Genomic DNA, 17,195 nt, shown 5'->3' with positions numbered 1-17,195 from the left:
TTCACTACTGTTCTTGCTCTTGTGTTCCCACTGGGGGAAGAATCTGAGGTGCATCTAGCACTCCCTAGAACTTTCAACCCCCCAATAATAACTTCCTACTGCTTGTCCTACACCAACAATTCAACAAATCCTCAATTGTGCGTTTACTAATTACCGAAACGGCTATACTACCTAATAGTAGCCAAAGGTGGAAAGGTAGACTGAACGAAACAGGAGGATGACCTATGGAATTAAGTATAGTTGTGATGATCGTGCAGCTCTTTTTCGCGCTGGTTATCGGCGTATACTTTTGGAATCTGCTGCGGGGTCAGAAGACAAACAAGACGGCGGTAGACCGAGAGTCGCGTAAGGAACTGGATAAACTACGGAAGATGCGTATGATTTCACTAACCAAACCATTGTCGGAGAAAACTAGGCCGGCTTCTATTGGAGATATTGTCGGACAAAAAGATGGGCTACGTGCCCTGAAGGCCGCACTATGTAGTGCTAATCCGCAGCATGTGATTATTTATGGTCCGCCAGGAGTCGGCAAGACTGCAGCGGCACGCGTTGTCATGGAAGAGGCGAAAAAAAATGTCCTTTCTCCTTTTAAAAGTGACGCCAAGTTCACAGAGATCGACGCCACGACCGCTCGTTTTGATGAGCGTGGTATTGCCGACCCGTTAATCGGATCGGTGCATGATCCTATCTATCAGGGCGCCGGAGCCATGGGCGTGGCAGGTGTGCCGCAGCCGAAACCGGGAGCGGTGACGAAGGCGCATGGCGGGATTCTTTTTTTGGATGAGATCGGTGAGCTTCACCCCATTCAGATGAACAAGCTGCTAAAGGTGCTGGAGGACCGGAAGGTTCTACTAGAGAGCGCATATTATAATTCGGAGGACAATAATACTCCGGCTTATATTCATGATATTTTTCAAAATGGCTTACCCGCTGATTTCCGGTTAGTTGGCGCGACTACACGTTCCCCGGATGAGATTTCTCCCGCGCTGCGTTCGCGCTGCATGGAGATTTATTTCCGTCCGCTATTGCCGGATGAGATTGCGGTCATCGCGCGTGACGCGATACAGAAGATCGGACTGAAGCCAAGCCCCGAAGCAGTCACTGTTGTGCAGCAATATGCAACAAATGGCCGGGAGGCAGTCAATATGATTCAGCTCGCTGCTGGATTAGCGTTAACGGAGCAGAGAGATACGCTAAGTGCTGCTGATGTAGAATGGGTAGCAGGCAGTAGCCAGCTTCCACTTCGAACAGAACGCAAGATTCCTTCGGCGCCGCAGATTGGATTGGTTAATGGACTTGCAGTGTATGGACCGGGAATGGGCACCTTGCTCGAGATTGAAGTATCCGCAGCGCCTGCACAGAACGGTCAAGGTAGACTGAACGTAACCGGAGTAGTAGATGAGGAAGAGATCGGTGGAGGTTCTCGCACGATTCGGAGAAAGAGTATGGCTAAAGGCTCCGTTGAGAACGTATTGACCGTACTGCGTACCATGAATCTGGAGCCAGACCGTTATGATCTGCATGTGAACTTCCCAGGCGGAACACCCATTGACGGACCATCAGCAGGTGTTGCGATGGCAGTTGCTATTGTCTCCGCCATTCGTGGACTTCCCGTGGATAATACCGTAGCGATCACTGGCGAGATAGGCATACATGGGCGAGTGAAGCCTGTTGGTGGTGTAATTGCGAAGGTGGAGGCTGCTTTTCAAGCGGGAGCTACTACGGTGCTTATTCCAAAAGAAAACTGGCAGTCCCTATTCGCTGACCTCGCCCCACTACGCGTCATTCCTATGGAAACGGTGGAAGAAGTATTCCGTCATCTGTTTGGTGCCGATACAGCAGACGTAAGGCTTCCTGCAGTAGCAGGCGAGCTTTTCTCAGCAGCACCTTCACTTCTGAAGGCCGATGCAGCTGGAGAGTCTGCTAAGGGTTGAGCTTAAATTATTACCTAGAATGTAAGCTAAGGTGTGTTATGGTTTGGAGGAGTAAATCGAGACATGCCACTGTAAAATAAAGGGAGCCGCAGGCGTGTCTGCTGCTTCCTTTTTTAAAGTATAGATTTCACACTTTCCATTTCTTTGAGAAACGTTGCCGTTTTTTAAGGATAATAAGGTTGTTTATTCTTAAATTGCAAGTACTTTGTTGGTGTTTTGGGGCTGCTTTTGTTAGAATGAATGCATATGAGATTAATTGAGAGCCATGGGAGGTGCGAAAGCGATGATGACAAATAAAACAAAAGGTCGTCGTTTTCCTTTATTACCGCTAAGAGGTCTTCTTGTGTACCCAAGCATGGTTCTTCACTTGGATGTGGGCCGTGAGAAGTCAGTTCGGGCACTAGAAAAAGCTATGGTTGAAGATAATTTAATTCTTCTGTGTTCACAGTCGGAAGTGAATATTGAAGAGCCTGGTCAGGACGATATTTTTCGGGTCGGTACTGTCGCGAATGTGCGGCAAATGCTGAAGCTGCCAAACGGTACGATTCGTGTACTGGTTGAGGGTGTAGAACGAGCCGAAATTATTAATTATATCGATAATGATGAGTATTATGAGGTTATGGCGCGCGAGCTACCAGAAGAGGAAGATGGCGATCAAGAGTGTGACGCGCTGATGCGTACAGTACTTAATCAGTTCGAACACTATATAACGTTATCCAAAAAAGTGACACCGGAGACACTGGCTGCTGTATCCGATATTGAGGAGCCTGGTCGTCTTGCGGATGTTATTACGAGTCATTTATCGCTAAAGATTAAGGATAAGCAAGAAATTCTAGAGACGATTGATGTCAGTAAACGGCTAGAGAAGCTTCTTGATATTCTTAATAATGAGCGTGAAGTGCTGGAGCTTGAACGCAAGATCAATCAACGTGTGAAGAAGCAGATGGAGAAGACGCAGAAGGAATATTATTTGCGCGAGCAAATGAAAGCGATCCAGAAAGAACTCGGCGAGAAGGAAGGCCGGGTGGGAGAAGCGGAAGAGCTGCGGAATCTCATGGAAGAGAAGAATTTGCCGGAACGCGTGAAAGAGAAGATGGAGAAGGAAATCGATCGTCTGGAAAAAATGCCAGTGAGCTCAGCGGAAGGTGGCGTAATTCGCAATTATGTGGATTGGCTGCTGGGTCTTCCTTGGAATGAACAGACAGAAGATGACCTCGACATTAAGAAGGCAGAACAAGTACTCGATGAGGACCACTACGGTTTGGAAAAACCAAAGGAGCGGGTATTGGAATATTTAGCCGTTCAGCAACTGGTGAAGAAGCTAAAAGGTCCGATCCTATGTCTTGTAGGGCCTCCAGGTGTGGGCAAAACCTCACTGGCTCGTTCCATCGCCCGTTCACTCAATCGTAAGTTCGTGCGCATTTCGCTTGGCGGTGTGCGTGATGAGGCTGAGATCCGTGGTCATCGCCGGACTTATGTGGGTGCGATGCCAGGCCGAATCATTCAAGGGATGAAGACGGCAGGAACGATTAATCCAGTTATCTTGCTAGATGAAATTGATAAAATGGCTGCAGATTTCCGTGGCGATCCATCCTCCGCATTGCTTGAGGTACTGGACCCAGAACAGAACAATACGTTCAGTGACCATTTTGTAGAGCTGCCGTTTGACTTGTCGAACGTTATGTTTGTTACAACAGCGAATGTTGTGCATAACATTCCGCGTCCGCTACTTGATCGGATGGAAATGCTGTTCATTCCGGGTTATACGGAACTGGAGAAATTGCAGATCGGTAGCCGTTATCTTTTGCCGAAGCAGAAGAAGAACCACGGTCTTGCAGAAGATCAACTGATCATCGAAGACGACAGTTTATTGCGTATCGTGCGTGAATATACTCGTGAATCCGGTGTGCGTAATTTGGAGCAGCAGATTGCAGCGTTATGCCGCAAAGCCGCGAAACAGATTGTGTCCAAGGAAAAAGAAAGTGTAGTCATTCTGCCAGATGACATCAAGGATTACCTAGGTGCATCGAAATACCGTTACGGTATGGCGGAGCTTGAAGATCAGATTGGCACAGTAACTGGGCTGGCTTGGACTGAGGTTGGTGGCGATACGCTGCTGATCGAAGTGACTGTCGTGCAGGGAACGGGCAAGCTGACACTTACTGGACAACTGGGCGATGTAATGAAGGAGTCGGCGCAGGCCGCTTTCAGTTATACACGTTCGAAGGCGGAGGAGTTGGGGCTCCAGCCCGATTTTTATGAGAAGATTGATATTCATATCCACATTCCTGAAGGTGCGATTCCGAAGGATGGTCCATCTGCAGGGATTACGATTGCTACTGCTTTGATCTCCGCACTTACGAAACGTTATGTTTCGAAGGATGTGGCCATGACCGGTGAGATCACCCTACGTGGACGTGTATTGCCGATCGGTGGACTGAAAGAGAAATCTTTAGCTGCACACCGTGCTGGATATAAAAAGATCCTTCTTCCCAAAGACAATGAACGTGATCTGAAAGAAATTCCAGAGAGCGTACGCAATGATGTGGAGTTCATCCCAGTATCTAACATGGATCAGGTCTTGCATCATGCGTTAGTTGAGCATCATAATGAAATTAGCAGTGAGCCACCGAGTAGTGTGCATTAGAAAGGAAGTCCTATGAAAGTTAATATTGCCGAATTTATAATCAGTGCCGTTGGCCCTGATCAATACCCTGATGATGCTTTGCCAGAGGTTGCTCTGGCAGGGCGCTCCAATGTAGGGAAGTCATCCCTCATTAATCGAATGATTAACCGCAAGAATCTGGCTCGGACAAGCTCCACTCCAGGTAAGACCCAGCATATGAACTATTACCGTATCAATGAAGACAGCATGTATTTTGTTGACTTTCCAGGTTACGGATATGCTAAAGTGTCGAAGACGCAACGTGCGACATGGGGGAAGATGGTGGAAAAATATCTCTCTGAGCGCGATACGTTGAAGCTTGTTCTGCTCATCGTGGATCTACGTCATCCTCCTACCAGCAATGATAAGATGATGTTCGACTGGTTGAAGCATTATGATCTTCCTATGTGTGTGGTAGCGACGAAGGCGGATAAGATTCCGAAGACTCGCTGGCAAAAGCATATCAAGATCATGAAGCAGGAGCTTGGCGTGCTGCCAGGGGATAACTTCATTCCATTCTCTTCAGAGATTGGCCTTGGTAAAGAAGAACTTTGGGGATTAATCGACGGGTATGTTTTCTCCTCGAAGAATGAAACGCCAGATTCTGAGGACGCTGAAATAGATGCAAATGAATCTCAGCAAGAGGCACCTACGGAAGCATAAAACAAGAACTCATTTACAATCAAGCAACCACTCCTTATGGGAATGGTTGTATTTTTTTTGTCGCTAAAACTAAATTTTCTATGCGAAGGGACCGATAGATAACATATGAAAGATATCCATTGCCACATCTTACCCTTTATGGATGACGGAGCTACTGATTGGGAATCCGCTCTCGCCATGGCGCAAGACGCCTATAGGGACGGAATTACATCCGTCATTGCCACACCACATCACGCCAACGGTCAATATATGAATAACGCCTCCAGTATAAGAGAAGCAGTGGACTTGATGAATGAAAAACTTCGTCAGCATGGGAATCCACTGCTTGTTCTTCCAGGTCAGGAAATCAGAGTGTACGGAGATTTACTGGATGATCTGGAGCGGGGGCAACTGCTAAGTCTTGCAGACTCGCGGTATATTTTACTAGAAATGCCTTCTTCACGAGTCCCACGCAACATGGAAGAAATCTGTCACGAGTTGATCATTCAAGGGTTCGTTCCGGTTATCGCCCATCCGGAGCGTAATGCTGAAGTAGCTGCCGATCCTTCTAAGTTAGAAAGATTGATAGAGCTGGGATCACTCGGTCAGGTAACCGCACAAAGTCTTGCAGGCGTCTTCGGGAATAAACTTCAGAAGCTATCCCTGGAGTTATGTCGTAGAAATGCAGTACATGTGTTGGCCTCGGATGCACATGACAGTGTTCATCGTCCATTTGGGTTAAACGCTGCTTATGTGGTTTTAGAGAAAGAATTAGGTCCTGAGATGCGAGACTATATGCGCGAGAATTCTCAGCAAATTGTGGTAAATGGTGAGGTTAATCATGGTAATCACGTACAAAAAAGGAGGAATCGACACAAATTGTTTGGCATTTTTTCCCGAAAGGGCTGACTAATCTACCTAATAGTGGTAGAATGGGTTTTATTGGGTGAATCGTTGATATACGTAATAGTGTAGACATAAGGTGAAATATTCTAGGACTATAGTAACAAAAGAATTTAAATACATATAAAGAGGTGGATATTTAGTGACTTTGAAAAAGAAACTAGTAGTATCAACATTGGCAGCAAGTATGGTAGCAGCATCCGTAGCGGGTCTTCCGTTGGGTAGCCTTGGAGCGGTGGGTACAGCATCTGCTGCTACAGTTAGTAGTAGTACAGCAGTTAAGGATAAGGTTATTGCTGTTTACAAACAATTATCCGCAACAGATGCAGTCTATCTCTACAATTTGAAGACTGAGGTTGCAGCACTCAGTGAGGCAGAATTCGTAGAAATTTTTGCTCCAGTCTTGAACAAGCTTTCATTGGATGAAGTAGAAACAAAGACATCACTTAAATTGTTCCAAAGCGTTACTAGTGTAGTATATGATGTCTATGGAAACGATTTCTCTGGAATTCAAATTATCCGTAACGACGACAAAAACATTGCCCTGCTGAGCAAAATTGCAACTAAAGCGGGTGTGTCTGGTCTTACTGTAGATAGTGTTTCTGAATTCTTAATCAGTGTAGAAACAGAACTTCGTACACTGGTTAGCAGCAAGACAACTGCAGAGTTGTTGGAAATTCTCACATCTGAATCTGGTTACGATACTTTGTTGGATGAAGCTATTGCAAAAGTATTGAGTCATACTACAGGAGCAGGAGCTCTTACAGTAAGCCAAGCGTTGCAAAATCTTGGAGTTACTGCTGGTGATGTGAAGCAAACATTGAAGAACTTGAATAATACGATTAAATCCGCGAAGCCTGCGGCAAAATCACTTGCACTTGCTTACGTTAAAGCTTATGGATTGGGCGATAATGGCAACGGTAATGGTAATGGTAATGGTAATGGTAATGGTGGGAATGGAAATGTTACAACTCCTGTAACTCCTGCTCCAACTCCAGGGATCTACGACGTATCCAAGCTCGTAAGTATTGTTGACGGTAAAGCAACAGTGAAATTGGTTGACGCCGATGTAATTAAAGAATTGGATAAGCTAATTGCAGCGAATCCTGGTAAAGCTGGTCTCACTTTGACCCTGAATCTTGGAACAGTAAACGCTACTACAGTTGAAGTTCCACTTTCCCAAGCGATTATTGAAGCTGCCAAAGCTAAAGGGATTGCGAATATCGCAGTTACTTTCAATGGTGTAACTGTAACGATCCCTGTGAGTCAGTTCAGCACAGCAATCGCATTGACAGTAACAACTGCTAAACCAGAAGTTGTAACTTCCGTTACCAAACTGAAATTGGCTTCGGATGTGTATGAATTTGCACTTAGCGTGAACGGTGTAGCAACAAGTACATTCAAACAACCAATTACCATTAAACTTCCGCTTAAGAATACTGATGGTCTTGATAAAGAATTACTGTCCGTTGCGAAGCTTGTATATGGCAGCCTGCAATTCCAAGGTGGTGTGCTTGACGGAGAGTTCATCGTAGAACCACGTGATACTTTCTCATCCTATGCAGTGCTTGAGAATAAAGTAAACTTTACAGATATTGCTAGTGTACAAGCTTGGGCTGGCAAACAAATTCAAGTCGTAGCTGCAAAAGGCGCGATTGAAGGTGTAGGCGAAGGCAAATTCGCACCGAAGAGCAATGTAACTCGTGCAGAGTTCGCTAAAATGCTGATTCGTGCGCTTAATCTGGAGAACAATTCAGCTGTACAAAGCTTTAGCGATGTAAGTTCAACGGCTTGGTATGCACCATATGTAGCAGTTGCAGCAGAAAAAGGAATCATTACTGGACGCAGTGCAGCTAAGTTCGATCCTAATGCAACCATCACACGTGCAGAGATGGCAACGATGATCTCCCGCGCAGTGAAATCTATCAATCCTGCTGCAACAACGAATGCAACGGCAATTAGCCAATTCTCCGATGCTGCTAAGATTAGCGCATCTTTGAGAGATGGCGTAGCATTTGCAGCAGATCATAACTTGGTTATCGGAAATGCTGGTAAGTTCAACCCGAACGATACGGCAACTCGTGCTGAAGCAGCAGTAATTATCTACCGTACTATTAACTTCAAGTAAGTAAATTAAAAAGTATAGTATACAGCCTCCTCTCATGTAGGTGAGAGGAGGCAATTTTTTGCCAATAGGGAAGTGCTGTAATATAGTAACGAAATATTTCAGAAATAGCTTGGAGGTAATTACACTTGTCATCACAAGAATTGGATCTTCGCGATTATTTTCAGATCGTCAGGAAGAGACTATGGCTGATTGTTAGCATAGTTGTTTTGGTGTGCGGTGTTGCTGGTGTGTACAGTCTGTATATAAAGAATCCGGTGTATGAAGCATCCACTAAGATTATTGTTAACCAGACTCCGACTCAATCGGCAGCAGCGCAGCTTGATTTGAACCAGATTAATACTAATATTCAATTGATTAATACGTATAAGGAAATTATTAAGACTCCGGCCATCCTTGATATTGTTACGAGAGATTATCCGCAGTTCAATATTACTGCAGAAGAGCTGTTGAAGAAGGTTAATGTGAGCTCCGTCAATAATACGCAGGTGATGACACTTGTCGTTCGAGATAACTCGTATCAGCGAGCCGCTGAAATCGTGAATGCCATTTCACTAGTATTCAAGGATGAGATTCCTAACCTATTTAACGTGGAGAACGTATCGATTCTAAATGAAGCCAAAGTAAATCCACTTGTCGATCCAAGACCGGTAGAACCGAATGTCTTAATGAATATGGCTATAGCTTTCATCGTTTCCTTGATGATTGGTTTAGGGATTGCTTTCTTGCTGGAATACATGGACGATACGCTGAAGACTGAAGCCGATATTGAGAAATATCTTGGTTTACCAACGATAGCTATGATTACAAGATTGGGTTCAGAAGAGAGCAAACAAGGCGCAACACAGGCACAGCCGCAAACATCCAGAAAGGCGGGCGAACTTGAACATGTCACAGCTGCCAAATAAACAAAGACATCTGATTACCGTTACGAACCCTCGCTCCCCTGTATCTGAAGCGTTTCGTGCGCTACGCACGAATATTGATTTTTCTTCTGTAGATGAGACTATTCAAGTAATTATGGTAACTTCGTCCGGACCGGAAGAAGGTAAATCAACAGTTTCTGCTAATTTAGCTGCGGCTTATGCACAGGCAGATAAGAAAGTATTGTTGATTGACGCGGATTTGCGGAAACCGACAGCACATAAGACTTTTTCGCTTAGTAACCGTTTTGGATTATCTTCACTACTGTCGCAGCAGGCGGTTCTTGAGGATACTGTTCAAGATTCTGGTGTTTCCAATCTTTCCATTATGACCTCGGGACCGATTCCTCCAAATCCAGCAGAAATGATGGCTTCTAATCGGATGAGTACTCTTTTGCAGGACTTGCGCCAGCGTTATGATGTCATTCTTATTGATACTCCACCGTTATTGGCGGTTACAGATGCGCAGATTATGGCTTCCAAGAGTGATGGTGTCATTATGGTTGTCAGCTATGGCAAGGTAAAGCGGGATATTGCTGTAAAAGCTAAAGCTAACCTCGATCGTGTTGGTGCGAAAATGCTTGGCGTGGTTCTTAATAATGTAAAACGTAAAGCCAGCGAAGGTTACTATTACTACTACTATGGAAATTGATTTGTTCTTTAACAATAATGTTGTTTTTGGAGGCACTGAAAATGACAGCGAAATCTAGAGTAGTTCTCTTATTCTTCATTGACCTTGCAATCATCTGGTTCAGCATTGTAACATCCTATTTATTTCGGTACCCTAACCACGCTCTTCAGGAATACGGTGCACAGATGCTGCAATTTGGTTTGATTGCAACATTTGCATTCGGGGGAAGTTTGATATATTTCGGCCTCTATCGAAGAATGTGGCAATATGCCAGCATCGGTGAGATTATATCGGTTTCTAAAGCGATTGTAGTAGGGTCTTTGTTTTCGTTTGCCTTGGCGTATCTGATTTTGCCAGATAGAGTTCCCCTTGCAATAGAAGTTAGGTCGATGGAGACTATTCTTTTATTAGTAGGTGGGGTTCGGTTTTTGTGGAGAGTACTCCATAATGACCGAATTAATTACAAAGACACTAAGACCCATACACTTATTGTAGGTGCAGGCGATTGCGGAATATTAATTGCCAGGGAAATGATGGGACCTTCTTTTGCTCATACCAAGCTAGTAGGTTTCATTGATGATAGTATCAATAAATATCATTTGTCTATATTGGGTGTACCAGTGTTGGGCAATCGTTACGCGATTCCCGCTATTGTGAAAGAACGGGAAATTCATGAGATTATTATCGCTATGCCCTCCGTTTCACGTACTGAAATCTCTGAAATTATTAATCTTGCGAAGAAGACAGGGGCCAAGTTAAAGATTATACCGGCGCTTAACGATCTGATCGCGGGAAAAATATCAGTGAAGAAACTGCGAGATGTTAGCGTTGAAGATTTACTAGGCCGTGAGCCGATTATAGCAGATTTGAACAGTATTCTAGGTTATGTACACCACAAGACTGTGTTAGTTACGGGGGCTGGTGGATCTATTGGTTCAGAGCTCTGTCGGCAGATTGCCCCATTTGGTCCCGATAAGCTAATGCTACTTGGACACGGGGAGAACAGCATTTATATGATTGAAATGGAGCTTCGTAAGAAGTTTCCTGATCTGAATATTGTTACCGTAATCGCGGATGTTCAGGACCGCAGTCGGATGATGGATGTATTCAGCAGCCATAAGCCACATGTTGTCTTTCATGCGGCAGCACATAAACACGTCCCATTAATGGAGCGGAACCCTTCCGAAGCCATTAAGAATAATGTTTTCGGAACAAGGAATGTTGCGGATTGTGCAGATAAATATGGTGCGGAGAGATTTGTAATGATCTCCTCGGATAAAGCGGTTAACCCAACGAGTGTGATGGGCGCAACTAAGCGTATTGCTGAAATGTATGTGCAAAGTCTGCATACCACAAGTAGCACGAAGTTCTCAGCCGTGCGTTTTGGGAACGTGCTTGGTAGTCGTGGAAGTGTAATCCCGGCCTTTAAAGAGCAGATTGCTGCTGGTGGACCAGTCACTGTTACTCATCCAGAAATGGTCCGTTATTTTATGACGATTCCAGAAGCTGTTCAGCTTGTAATCCAGTCGGGTTCTTTTGCAAAAGGTGGCGAAGTGTTCATTCTGGATATGGGAGAACCCGTAAAGATTCTAACGTTAGCGGAAGATTTGATTACGCTCTCTGGTTATGAACCTTATAGGGATATTGATATTCAGTTCTCCGGTATTCGTGAGGGCGAGAAGTTATATGAAGAACTGTTAACAGATGAAGAGAATTTAGGCTCTACAGATCACGGAAGAATATTTATCGGTAGACCTAATGTGATAAGTCTGAATCAGCTAGAACTGGAGTTTAAACGATTGGATCGTGTCCTAGCTGAAGAACCTGAAGTTATACGTGAAGTGATCAATCAGATTGTACCCATGCAGCCCGTTGCCCAAGTTGCTATCAGCTAATTTATTCATAAAGGGGATACTTAAATGTTCAACAAACGATGGAAAAAGATCCTTTTATGGACGCTGTCAATCATTGTAGTTTTGGGTGTAGGTGGTCTGTTCGCTGCTAATTATGCTGTGGATAAGCTGATGAATTCAATGGCAGATGGCTTTGATCTGGAGTCTGAGGATCAAGTTAGTGGTGGTCAAGATCAAGGAATCACACCAGGAGATACAGTTGTGGATGATAATGTCGAACCTGTAGCATCTGTAGCACCTACTACTCCACCAACAGATGATATGGCTAGCAAAGGTACTGAGGAAACTGGAAAAGATACAACAGCTTCTACTACTAGTCAACCTACGAAAGCCCCATCAACAGATTCGAAAGATAGCTCTTCAGATGGCTATACGGCACAGATCTCAACAGATAAAGCTAAAGAAATTCAAGATAATGTAACGATGAAGGATAAAGCAGACGTAGCTGCTATTGTGCTCGGTCAACTAAGTGTATCTGATATTAATCGGTTAAAAGAGTTAGCCAAGGGTGGCCTAACGCTTGACGAGAAGCAGGAAGCACGCAGTATCATCCTCGGTAAAGTATCCGAAGAACAATACAATGAACTGTCACAGGTTGCTAAGAAGTATGGTGTGAGTCAAGGGAAGACACGTGATCAAATTCTTAAAGAAGAAGAGCAATTAAAAGCGAAAGAAAAGGGAAGTGAATAAGTATGTCTAAAGCAACGCTACCAGTCATAGCTCTATCATTAATAGCTTCAATAGGGTTAGCACCCTTAACGGCATCCGCTCCTATTTCCGTATCAGCAGCGGCGGTCCCAAGTACAACAACTAAGGCTGCAAATCCTACGATTAAAGTGCAGAGCATGAACGTGAATATGATTTTTGATGGAGTGAGTATTGGGACCCCTGCAGGTCAATATGTATTCATGTACAACAATACAACTTATGTTCCATTACGCTTTATGTCATATGCATTGCAGAAGAGCGTGAGCTGGGATGCTAAAAACGTTAAAGTTACCGTAGCAGAGCCTAACAGCTCAGAACAAGTTGTGATTAAAGAGTATTTAATGAACGCAACAAACGGGAATAGTGCTTCAGCAGTATCTAAGAATCTTGTACTCAATCAAGTTAAGGCGAGTTATGTATTTAATGGTGCAACCAAGGCATTACCTACGGGCCAGTCCAGCTTCATTCTGAATGGCTCTTTATATGTACCTCTACGTTTCTTATCGGAATCTGTAGGTCATAACATTAGCTGGGATCAGAAGACGAAGACCGTTACTGCTGCTTCTAAGGCGTATCAAGAGCAAGGTGGCACTAATAGTTCGACTGGTAACAATGGCAAGGACCCATCTCCAGTAGCGACACCAGCACCAACGGATTCAACTGGTGCAGTTAATGGTGGTTCAGCGGGAACTGGTAAAGTTTCTTATGAAACCATTACTAGTGAAACGGAAGCCAAGCTTATTGCGCTTAAAGGTCAAAGCCAATCGACTTTAATGAGCATTGCGTTAGAGTATCTCGGAGCAAAAGATGAGGCCAGTAAGAAAAGCATTAAGGCTAAAGGTGTACAACAACTATCAGCGTTTAGAGCTAGCTTCAATAGTATAGTTGCTGACACTGAACAAAAACTGAACAGCAATGGTTATAGTACGGCAATCATTAGTCAGTATAGAAGTGAATTTGAGGCACAGCTTAATTTGGGTAAGGAAATTGCCGAGGGAATGGCTAACTAAGAAAGCAGTAAGGAGAATTTTTCACAGATTCAAGGAATGAGTATTGTAGATGGACTATTAAATAAGCGGGAAAAAATAATTAGTCGGGTGATTATTATGAAACGTGTTTTTGATATTTTTTTAGCGACCTTCTTATTAATTTTGTTTTCTCCCTTTTTTATATTTATACCTATTTTAATAAGGTTGGATTCTCCTGGATCAGTTTTTTTTACACAACAACGAATCGGGAAAAACAATTGTATATTTACTATATTTAAATTCAGAACAATGGCTATAAATACACCAAATCTACCTACACATTTAATTGAGTCGAAAGGTTACATAACTGCTACTGGTAAGTGGCTTAGAAAATCAAGTCTTGATGAGATACCACAACTAATGAATATTTTGTTGGGTCATATGAGTTTTGTAGGTCCAAGACCTGCCTTATATAATCAAGAAGGTTTGATTACTGATCGAACAAAAAGGGGAATTCACTCATTAGTGCCTGGTCTTACAGGATGGGCACAAGTAAATGGACGAGATGAGATCAGTGATTATCAGAAAGCTGATTTTGATGAGTATTATTTAAAACATCGATCCTTACGTTTTGATTTTAAAATTTTATTAATAACTATCTCTTCTGTTATTAGAGCAAGAGGTGTAAGTGGGTGAAACCGGATGGAATTAACAGGTAAGGTGATATTTATTACTGGTGCTACTGGATGCGTTGGTAATCATTTATTAGATAGATTGTTGGATTTTGATTGCAAAGAAATTAGATGCTTAGTTAGAAATAAAGGTTTTTTGTCATCTTCTGATGAACGAGTCGTCATTATTCATGGCGATCTTTCTTCAGAAGATGTAATCAACCAGGCATTAAGTAATGTTGACATTGTTATTAACTGTGCAGCTCAAGTCCATTCATATAATTCTTCTGAAGAAGATTTTATTCAAATTAATGTAACACAAACTGATAATCTTATGAAATTAAGTATGGCAAATAATATTTCCAGGTTTATTTTAATAAGTACAGTGGCTACATATGAAGATAGTTCAATTGTAAGTGAATCATCCAAGCGTATTCCAGCCAGTATATATGGAAAATCGAAACTTGCAGCTGAAGAAATTGCTCTGGGATATTTCAGTGACTTTGGATTTCCTGTTAGTATAGTGCAATTAGGGACGTTGTTTGGGAAATACGATAGAGGGAATTTTGGAGGGTTAATAAAAATTATAAAAAAGAGAATATTCCCTATACTTGGGTTTGGTAAAAATGTAAAATCGTTCACTTATGTAAAGGATGCAGTTAATGGAATTGTTTCAACTATTCTCACTGATAAGACTTTGGGGGAACGATTTATTATTTCGGATTCATTAGAGGTTTCTTTTGTTAATTTGATACGACAAGTTTCAAATGAAATAAATACTAAACTTTATATCATTCGTATTCCCTATAAAGTGTCTTTTTTTGTTCTATTATTGATTGACAAGTTCTTCAAACGCAATCTATCGTACAAAGCTAAGGCTTTAATAAAAGAAACGAAATATGATGCTTCTTATAGTAAAGAATTGATTGGGGATTATATTGAATTTGGCTTTGTAGATGGATTTAGAGATTGCAAACAATGGTACCTTGGAAATGTAAGATGAAATTATGAAGTGACTTTTTAAACTTTGGTAAGTATAGGCCTATTAATAGAAAGACATTATTATTAATTACGGTTTTTTGAAATTGATAAAGTAAGGATGAGCGTAAAGTGTCAAAAAAGGTTTTATTTTGTGCAACTGTTATTTCTCATATTAAAGCATTTCATCTACCTTATCTACAGTGGTTTAGAGAACAGGGATGGGAAGTTCATGTGGCAACTAATGGATGCGAAAAACTCGAATTAGTAGATAAGCAATTTAATGTGCCTTTTGAACGGTCACCATTTAAAAGTGGTAACTTGAAAGCTTTTTTTAATCTAAGAAAAATTATTAATGAAAATAAATACAATATTATACATTGCCACACACCTGTCGGAGGTGTTGTCACTCGTTTAGCTGCTAAAGCTGCTCGTAAGAATGGAACAAATATAATTTATACCGCACATGGATTTCATTTTTACAAGGGTGCCAATTTTTTGAATTGGTTTATTTATTTACCTGTGGAAAAATATTTGTCAAGATATACGGATTGTTTAATAACAATAAATACTGAAGATTTCAATTCCGCTTTGAAATATAAATTTAAAGCTGAAAATATAAAGCACGTGCATGGAGTTGGGGTGAATCAATCAATTTATCGACCAATCACTATTGAAAGAAAACAAGAATTAAGAGCTAGGTATGAGTTTGATGTTGAAGATTTTTTATTAATATACGCAGCGGAGTTAAATAAGAATAAGAACCAAAGAATCCTAATAGAAGAAATTATGAATCTGAAGGCCAGCATTCCTGAGATAAAGCTATTATTAGTTGGTGAAGGATCATCTACTCAAGAGTACAAAATTTTAGTTGAGAAACTGGGTTTGCAGGATAATGTTAAATTCTTAGGATATAGAAAGGACTTAAGTGATATATATCCAATGTGCGACATTGCTGTAGCATCTAGTATTCGCGAAGGATTAGGACTGAATATTATTGAGAGTATGTGCTGTGCTCTGCCAATTGTGGCATCTGTTAATCGAGGTCACCTTGAATTGGTGAAGGATTTTCAAAACGGTTTTTTATTCGATTTAAATAAAACTCAAGATTTAAGCAAATTTATAGAAAAAATTTATAATTTGAAGAATATGAAGCTTGAAATGGGTCAAATGAGTTTGGAATTTTCCAGTCCATATATACTTGAAAATGTTATGGAAGAAATGAAAGATATTTATAATATGTTTTGAACGATGCTCTTTAGTAGTGATTTAGTTTGATAGAAAAAATGGGGAGGTGCTTTAATTGCCAAAAATATCGGTTGTGATGGGAGTTTATAATCCAAGCAATAAAGAGATGTTGTTACAGGCTATTAATTCTATTTTAAATCAAACATATTCGGATTTTGAATTTATTATATGTGATGATGGTTCTAATAATGAATCGTTTGAGTTCTTACAATTTGTTTGTCGCAAAGATAATAGAATTATTCTTTTGAAAAACGATATAAATAAAGGCTTAGCAGCGACATTAAATAGTTGTCTTCAAATAGCAAAAGGGGAATACATTGCTAGAATGGATGCTGATGACATCTCAACGGAAAAAAGGTTTCAAAATCAAGTTGATTTTCTAGATAATAATAATGAATATGCGTTAGTAGGATGTAGTGCGGTTTTATTTGATGATAGTGGTGACTGGGGACATAGAAAAATGATCGAAAAACCAATAGATAAGAGTTTCCTATTTAACTCTCCATTTATTCATCCGAGCATAATGATCCGAAAAAACGCTTTAATGAAAGTAGATGGATATAGAGTTTCGAAAGAAACATTACGATGCGAAGACTACGATTTATTTATGCGACTATATAGCTTAGGAATGAAGGGTTTTAACTTGAATGAAACTCTATATAGGTACAGAGAAGATTCTAGTGCTTATAAAAGGCGGAAATACAAATTTCGCATTGATGAGGCTAAGGTGAAATATAAAGGATTTAAACAACTTGGATTATTACCATTAGGTTTGATTTATGTACTTAAACCAATAATAGTGGGGCTAATACCTTATAGAGTTATTAATGTATTGCGAAACGAAAGGACAACATGATGAAAATAGAGGTGGAGTGTGAAAATCTTA

14 protein-coding genes are annotated in these 17,195 nt (G+C 41.5%); all 14 read left to right on the top strand.

Going from position 1 to position 17,195, the window contains the following annotated elements; all coding sequences use genetic code 11:
* The first annotated feature begins 224 nt into the window (after nucleotides 1-224).
* Nucleotides 225-1,934, top strand: coding sequence for an ATP-dependent protease LonB (gene lonB / locus QNH28_RS23700; protein ID WP_042191261.1), 1,710 nt, complete (start codon nucleotides 225-227; stop codon nucleotides 1,932-1,934).
* Between the two features lie 283 nt (nucleotides 1,935-2,217).
* Nucleotides 2,218-4,581, top strand: coding sequence for an endopeptidase La (gene lon / locus QNH28_RS23695; RefSeq protein WP_042191259.1), 2,364 nt, complete (start codon nucleotides 2,218-2,220; stop codon nucleotides 4,579-4,581).
* A gap of 12 nt (nucleotides 4,582-4,593) precedes the next feature.
* Nucleotides 4,594-5,262 (top strand): ribosome biogenesis GTP-binding protein YihA/YsxC, encoded by a 669-nt coding sequence (gene yihA / locus QNH28_RS23690; RefSeq protein WP_283908791.1) that lies wholly within the window; start codon nucleotides 4,594-4,596, stop codon nucleotides 5,260-5,262.
* Nucleotides 5,263-5,367: 105 nt separating this feature from the next.
* Nucleotides 5,368-6,150 carry a tyrosine-protein phosphatase gene (locus QNH28_RS23685; protein ID WP_349655008.1) on the top strand — a complete coding sequence of 261 codons (783 nt, stop codon included), beginning with the start codon at nucleotides 5,368-5,370 and terminating at the stop codon, nucleotides 6,148-6,150.
* Nucleotides 6,151-6,286: 136 nt separating this feature from the next.
* The gene (locus QNH28_RS23680) at nucleotides 6,287-8,272 is read left to right on the top strand and encodes an S-layer homology domain-containing protein (RefSeq protein WP_283908789.1); all 1,986 of its coding nucleotides are present in this window, start codon (nucleotides 6,287-6,289) and stop codon (nucleotides 8,270-8,272) included.
* A gap of 125 nt (nucleotides 8,273-8,397) precedes the next feature.
* On the top strand, nucleotides 8,398-9,177 hold the full coding sequence (locus QNH28_RS23675) for a YveK family protein (protein WP_149645970.1): 780 nt from the start codon (nucleotides 8,398-8,400) through the stop codon (nucleotides 9,175-9,177).
* Complete coding sequence (locus QNH28_RS23670; RefSeq protein WP_060621833.1) at nucleotides 9,158-9,844, top strand: CpsD/CapB family tyrosine-protein kinase; 687 nt, start codon at nucleotides 9,158-9,160, stop codon at nucleotides 9,842-9,844. The genes QNH28_RS23675 and QNH28_RS23670 overlap by 20 nt, the downstream gene beginning before the upstream one ends.
* Before the next feature lie 41 nt (nucleotides 9,845-9,885).
* On the top strand, nucleotides 9,886-11,718 hold the full coding sequence (locus QNH28_RS23665) for a polysaccharide biosynthesis protein (protein ID WP_283908788.1): 1,833 nt from the start codon (nucleotides 9,886-9,888) through the stop codon (nucleotides 11,716-11,718).
* Between the two features lie 24 nt (nucleotides 11,719-11,742).
* Complete coding sequence (locus QNH28_RS23660; RefSeq protein ID WP_283908787.1) at nucleotides 11,743-12,426, top strand: hypothetical protein; 684 nt, start codon at nucleotides 11,743-11,745, stop codon at nucleotides 12,424-12,426.
* A gap of 2 nt (nucleotides 12,427-12,428) precedes the next feature.
* Nucleotides 12,429-13,454, top strand: a complete 1,026-nt coding sequence (locus tag QNH28_RS23655; RefSeq protein WP_283908786.1) for a copper amine oxidase N-terminal domain-containing protein — start codon at nucleotides 12,429-12,431, stop codon at nucleotides 13,452-13,454.
* Between the two features lie 36 nt (nucleotides 13,455-13,490).
* Nucleotides 13,491-14,108: a sugar transferase gene (locus tag QNH28_RS23650; RefSeq protein ID WP_349655007.1), complete on the top strand. Its 618-nt coding sequence runs from the start codon at nucleotides 13,491-13,493 to the stop codon at nucleotides 14,106-14,108.
* 6 nt (nucleotides 14,109-14,114) lie between these two features.
* The gene (locus QNH28_RS23645; protein WP_283908785.1) at nucleotides 14,115-15,086 is read left to right on the top strand and encodes an NAD-dependent epimerase/dehydratase family protein; all 972 of its coding nucleotides are present in this window, start codon (nucleotides 14,115-14,117) and stop codon (nucleotides 15,084-15,086) included.
* A gap of 107 nt (nucleotides 15,087-15,193) precedes the next feature.
* Nucleotides 15,194-16,309 (top strand): glycosyltransferase family 4 protein, encoded by a 1,116-nt coding sequence (locus QNH28_RS23640; RefSeq protein WP_283908784.1) that lies wholly within the window; start codon nucleotides 15,194-15,196, stop codon nucleotides 16,307-16,309.
* 55 nt (nucleotides 16,310-16,364) lie between these two features.
* Nucleotides 16,365-17,165: a glycosyltransferase gene (locus tag QNH28_RS23635; RefSeq protein ID WP_283908783.1), complete on the top strand. Its 801-nt coding sequence runs from the start codon at nucleotides 16,365-16,367 to the stop codon at nucleotides 17,163-17,165.
* Nucleotides 17,166-17,195 lie beyond the last annotated feature (30 nt).

Origin of the sequence: Paenibacillus sp. G2S3 (genome assembly GCF_030123105.1) — a bacterium.
Taxonomy (GTDB): domain Bacteria; phylum Bacillota; class Bacilli; order Paenibacillales; family Paenibacillaceae; genus Paenibacillus_AQ.
The sequence above is the reverse complement of the archived record's forward strand: the minus strand, read 5'-3'. Positions and strand labels throughout refer to the sequence as shown.

Bases quoted from the DNA above. Each gene is read 5' to 3' on its own strand.
- lonB (WP_042191261.1), top strand. From the start codon at position 225: ATGGAATTAAGTATAGTTGTGATGATCGTGCAGCTCTTTTTCGCGCTG.
- lon (WP_042191259.1), top strand. From the start codon at position 2,218: ATGATGACAAATAAAACAAAAGGTCGTCGTTTTCCTTTATTACCGCTA.
- yihA (WP_283908791.1), top strand. From the start codon at position 4,594: ATGAAAGTTAATATTGCCGAATTTATAATCAGTGCCGTTGGCCCTGAT.
- QNH28_RS23685 (WP_349655008.1), top strand. From the start codon at position 5,368: ATGAAAGATATCCATTGCCACATCTTACCCTTTATGGATGACGGAGCT.
- QNH28_RS23670 (WP_060621833.1), top strand. From the start codon at position 9,158: ATGTCACAGCTGCCAAATAAACAAAGACATCTGATTACCGTTACGAAC.
- QNH28_RS23665 (WP_283908788.1), top strand. From the start codon at position 9,886: ATGACAGCGAAATCTAGAGTAGTTCTCTTATTCTTCATTGACCTTGCA.
- QNH28_RS23660 (WP_283908787.1), top strand. From the start codon at position 11,743: ATGTTCAACAAACGATGGAAAAAGATCCTTTTATGGACGCTGTCAATC.
- QNH28_RS23655 (WP_283908786.1), top strand. From the start codon at position 12,429: ATGTCTAAAGCAACGCTACCAGTCATAGCTCTATCATTAATAGCTTCA.
- QNH28_RS23650 (WP_349655007.1), top strand. From the start codon at position 13,491: ATGAGTATTGTAGATGGACTATTAAATAAGCGGGAAAAAATAATTAGT.
- QNH28_RS23645 (WP_283908785.1), top strand. From the start codon at position 14,115: ATGGAATTAACAGGTAAGGTGATATTTATTACTGGTGCTACTGGATGC.